The 5,158-nt window shown below is 39.7% G+C and carries 2 protein-coding genes and 1 pseudogene; all 3 read left to right on the top strand.

Features of this window, described 5'->3' with window-relative positions; all coding sequences use genetic code 11:
• Window positions 1–1,475: 1,475 nt before the first annotated feature.
• A complete protein-coding gene (locus AC3DU7_RS15520) occupies window positions 1,476–2,696 on the top strand; it encodes an RNA-guided endonuclease InsQ/TnpB family protein (protein ID WP_488040232.1) in 1,221 nt (406 codons plus the stop codon).
• 751 nt (window positions 2,697–3,447) lie between these two features.
• Complete coding sequence (locus AC3DU7_RS15515; protein ID WP_488040231.1) at window positions 3,448–4,641, top strand: FAD/NAD(P)-binding protein; 1,194 nt, start codon at window positions 3,448–3,450, stop codon at window positions 4,639–4,641.
• Window positions 4,642–4,661: 20 nt separating this feature from the next.
• Window positions 4,662–5,158, top strand: a pseudogene (locus tag AC3DU7_RS15510) (GTP-binding protein); the annotation flags it as partial.

Here is a 5,158-nt window from a genome sequence, read left to right as displayed (position 1 = left end):
TTTTATCATTGATAGACAAAAACGCGTCAGTCTGTTGTTTGCTAAAGCTGAAAAATATGGACTATCCAAGACTTATATCTACAAAATGTCTATGTTTTTACGCCATTAATATATGTTATTTTTACATCCGTCTGCTAAGACCAGAGGATTTTAGCAACAATTATGGAGTGCTTGGCACTCAACTTTTCATCTCTTACAAAAACCCCAGACGGAATCCTAAACTCAATGTGTTTGAGTGGAACATCAGCTTTCTTTGCCAGTAGACTTATGGACAGGTGAGTCGGATAATCGCTTAACATCACTGATGAAAAGTGTGTCTAGAATTGTCTAGATTTTTAGAAGGTGTAAATAATAACATTTGGTGACATTTCCCACACTACCCACACTATAATGTCAGCTTAGTGTGGGCTTCTCGTTTCGTAGCCCCGTTATTCCGTCGATCTCCACGAGCTTTAAGGACGGAATGCCCTGCCGCCCTACTTTTTATATTTATCGCCGCATTTAAGTCGCGGTCTATTACTATAGCGCTACGCGCTAGGGAACAGGGAACAGGGAACAGGGAACAGGGAACAGGGAACAGCCGACTTTCAAAGGCTTTCAGGATTTAGAAATGTCCTAACCTTAATGCGTAGTGCTATATGTCGCAATGTGGACAAGAATGAGTTCTTTGTGATAATTCTTTGGGGACTTTTTCCCCACAATTTGAGCAATCTTGGCTAGTATAGCAATGTGCGCTGGCATATTTACAAATTGCAGGAATTGTCCAATAGCTAAAAGTCTTATATTATCAGCTTTTTCTTCCCCCTATTGCCTATTGCCTGTTGCCTGTTGCCTGCGCACAGCGCTATATTTTGAGGATTCACTGCTATGGTTTTCTGTCCAGCATTTTCCTCTTTTCCTACGGAATGCTTCGCAAACAGAGGAGCTTTCCTACGGAATGCTGCGCAAAGGCTAACAGCTTTGACAGTTAAAATAGATAAGAATTGTCCCCATCCAGCATAGTTAATTGATTTATACCAAATTCATGCAAAGGCAGTTACATCTTAATTTGTCATTTATTCCTAAAAGAAAAAATTATAAATTCCATAAATTTAAAAATTTTCACCTTTTTTCCTCTTTTTTATGATGTTTTTCTTTCCCTGTTCCCAGCTCCGGTGTTCCCTGTTCCCTATGTAGTCACTGTAGCAATATTTTATGAAATTGGTATTACTCAAACGGGTTTTTGCCAGTCCTTTAATATTTAAGTTTGCCTCCGGCACGCCGCTCCGCGTCTACGTGGGCGATAACCTCAGCTTTTGAAATAATTCATTGGCTGTTTTGAAGTGAAAGTCTTTACGCTTGTCAGTTACCTTTTTTTATTTTGGTGTCTGCTTTTACCGAAAATTTGGGGTATGCGCCTCGCCCTTCTAGGGCGACTTTTTAGTTGATTTTATTTCTATAAATATGTTATCATACTGTTAGTTAAAATAGGAATTATGAAAGCTAGATTTAAGTATCGTATCTATCCAACACCGGGGCAAAAATACCGATTAGCAAAGCTATTTGGTTGTGTCCGTGTGGTTTGGAATGATAGCCTAGCTTGTTGTCAAGAAAAGTATATATCGGGAGAAAATAAACCCAATAATTCTCAACTACAAAAACAGTTTATAACTCAATCGAAAAAGACTAAAGACAGAGAATGGTTATCAGAGGTTTCTGCTATACCATTGCAGCAATCTTTAAATGATTTAAACCAGGCTTATCAAAACTTTTTTAAATCGACAAAAGGTCAACAGAAAGGTAGAGCTATTAAACCTCCTAAATTTAAGAGTAGAAAGTCAAAGCAAACTGCTAGGTTTACAAAGGGAGGGTTTAAAATCGGTCAACACAAAGTTTATTTAGCCAAGATTGGAAAGCTGAAAATAGTTTGGTCAAGAGAATTACCTGCTGCTCCATCATCAGTAACAGTAATCAAAGATTCAGCTCATAGATATTTCTTGAGTTTTGTAGTAGAAATACAACCAGAAGTCTTACCTAAAACTGATAGTTCAGTAGGTATAGATTTAGGTATTAAAACCTTTGCTACATTTAGCGATGGTACAAAGGTTGATGCTCCTAAACCACTGAAGAAACGAATTAAGAAGTTAAGAAAATTAAGTAAGTCATTATCTCATAAAACTAAAGGGTCTAAAAGGTATGAAAAAGCACGGGTTAGAGTTGCTAAGTTCCATGCCAAGCTGAAAGATACAAGGACAGATTTTCTACATAAATTATCCACTAAAATAATTCGTGAAAACCAAACAATTATTTTAGAAGATTTAAACGTTTCTGGAATGGTTAAAAACCGTAAATTATCCAGAGCAATTTATGATTTAGGTTGGAGACAATTCCGGACATTCTTAGATGGAAAAGCAGAAAAATATGGTCGTGATTTTAGAGTAATTAGTCGTTGGGAGCCAACATCCCAAATTTGCTCAAATTGTGGCTTTAAAGGTGGGAAGCTAGACCTGAAGGTGCGAGAATGGGAGTGTCTCAACTGTGGTGCAAAACATGATAGAGACGAAAACGCAGCGATCAATATATTAGTCGCCGGAGGGCATTCGGAGACAAAAAAGCGCACCGAACCCGCGCCGCCGAAAGGCGCAAGGGAACGCGGAGCAAGAAACGGACGTGGAGGCAAGTGTGAGACTACCGCCTACGGTAGCAGCAGCCTGTGAGACGTCAACCCGCCGAAGAGCTAAGGCTCGGTAGGAATCCCCGCGCCTTTAGGCCGGGGAGGATGTCAATGTCACACCATTTTTTTTTATGGCAACTATTATGCAATCAGATTTTGTATAGCGATCGCTTAAAAGTGAAAAGTTTTAATTATTAATCTCGACCTCTAATTTTAATTTTTTAAACTTTGTCAGAGATTGATGACAAAAAATAGGATTGATCGCCTGAAATAGCCAACAGAATTTCAATAGTTTCAGCTTTTACATGATAATATAAACGAACAATAATCAAAGGGAGTTTATTACCTAAAAATATTTTAAAGCCTCAAATACTTATTATTTCGTTGTTTAGACAGGCGATCGCTTCATATTCATTCAACCATGATGAACTAATTTTTCTAGGTTACCCATATACTGATTTGACGTATTTGCAATCATATGATATATCTCAATACTTATCTTACACAATCTGCAAACAAACTCAGATTATTTGCTTGTCTTGCCAGCTCGCAAACAGAATTTTTTCTACCTTATAGACTGAGTATTGACTGTGAACATTTATCTATACATTTGAGACAAAATATATTTAAAAGCTTGTAATCTAGAAATCAATAAGCTTACAGCTTATTTGTAGTTAATGTGGGCTGTTTGCGCAGCATGACCTAGGAAAAATCTTGTTTGTGAGCCGTTACAGCTGTATATATAATTAAAATGATAATGATTATCATTATTATAATTATTGTTCTTTAATTCCATGTCCTTACCAATACAAACCAACATTGCCATCGTAGGTGCGGGACCCCACGCCCTAACATTGGTAACTCATCTGTTGCAAAAACGGAAAAAGTATCGCCATAAAATAATAGTATTTGACCCCAGTGCCACTTGGATGAGTCAGTGGCAACAGCAGTTTGCCGCCCAAGAAATACCCCACTTGCGCTCCCCCGTCGTTCACCACCCAGACCCAGACCCCTATTCCCTGCGCCGTTTCGCAGAAAATCGCCCAAACGAACTATTCCCTCCCTACGACCTACCTGGAACAAAACTATTTCAAGAATTTTCCCAAGATGTAGTTAGTCGCTGGCAGTTAGAAGACAAAGTATACAAAGCATCAGTGACAAACATTGCTCCCATCACCCACCGAGGGAACCCTCAATTTCGAGTCGAACTAGATGACGGCAACTCAACCATAGCTCGTCAAGTAATCATCGCCAATGGTGGAGGAAAACCTCAACTTCCAGAATGGGCGAAAAAAATTCCCACCCCCTATCCAAACCAACGCCTTTGTCACTCCCACCAAGTAGACTTGCAAGGTTTGCGACTCAGAGGAGAAAAAGTGCTAATTATCGGTGGGGGATTAACTAGCGGTCACTTAGCATTGGGAGCCTTAAAACGAGGTGCAAACGTAACCTTGATGGTAAGACATCATCTCAAAGAGAAATTATTTGATGCCGAACCCGGTTGGTTAGGCCCAAAATATTTAAAAGGTTTTAGCGCCGAAACTGACTGGCAGAAAAGATGGCAGTTAATTCAACAAGCACGAGATGGTGGTTCCATGACACCAGCAGTAATGACTCAGTTGCGTCGTTACCAACACCAAAAGGAGTTATCTATTTTTGAGGAATGTCGGGTAGTGGGTGCTGAGTTTGTCGGCGATCGCTGGCAAGTAAAATGTGATGATGGAACGACGTGGGAATGCGACCGCATCTGGTTAGCAACAGGAACAAAACTTGATGTCACACAACAACCTATCTTAAAAGAAGTCTTGAATACTCACCCAGTTAAAATAGTCAATGGGTTGCCAGTATTAGACGAATATTTACGCTGGTCTGGTTGCGAACTATTTATTATGGGTGGCCTAGCTGCTTTGCAAGTAGGGCCCGTCGCCAGAAACCTATCAGGGGCAAGGATGGCAAGTGCCCGTATTGTATCATCATTGAAAAGTTGAGCTATAGCTATGGAAGAAAAATGTCAAAACCTATAATCACTGTAGTAGCTGGCCCACCGGGAGTCGGCAAAACAAGTTTTATTCGGGAACAAATCCCCAAAGCTAATCCTGCTGTTTATTTCAGCCCCAGTACTGGTAATCTTCCCATTGACCAAACTTGTCTTGCTACGGACTTTCCGAATCTAAAAATTATTACTGATGCTCAAGAGTCACAACTCATAGAATATCTTGCTAATGGTGTAGTTGCTTTCATCGAATTAGGATTTTATTTAGAACTAGATACAATGTCATCACTGCTCGATACCATTCCTAGCAGTCGTATTGCCATTATTCCACCAGGAACAAAGAATAGTGAATGGCATCAGTGGGCGAACCAAACTGTAGAAGGATCTGCTACTGAGAGTAACATTAATAACTGTCAACTCTGGCGATCGCCCACCCAGGGTCAAGTCATCGACCCGGCAAGTTTAGATGTTTTTTGGTATGAAGAATTAACTGCTGGAGCTTATGGTCAAAT

The sequence above is a fragment of the Okeania sp. genome, from assembly GCF_983059655.1.
Note: the sequence above shows the minus strand (reverse complement) of the source record. Positions and strands in the feature narration are given on the sequence as shown.

What these genes read in the sequence shown, in the direction of transcription:
- AC3DU7_RS15515 (WP_488040231.1), top strand. Translation starts at nt 3,448, where the DNA reads ATGTCCTTACCAATACAAACCAACATTGCCATCGTAGGTGCGGGACCC.
- AC3DU7_RS15520 (WP_488040232.1), top strand. Translation starts at nt 1,476, where the DNA reads ATGAAAGCTAGATTTAAGTATCGTATCTATCCAACACCGGGGCAAAAA.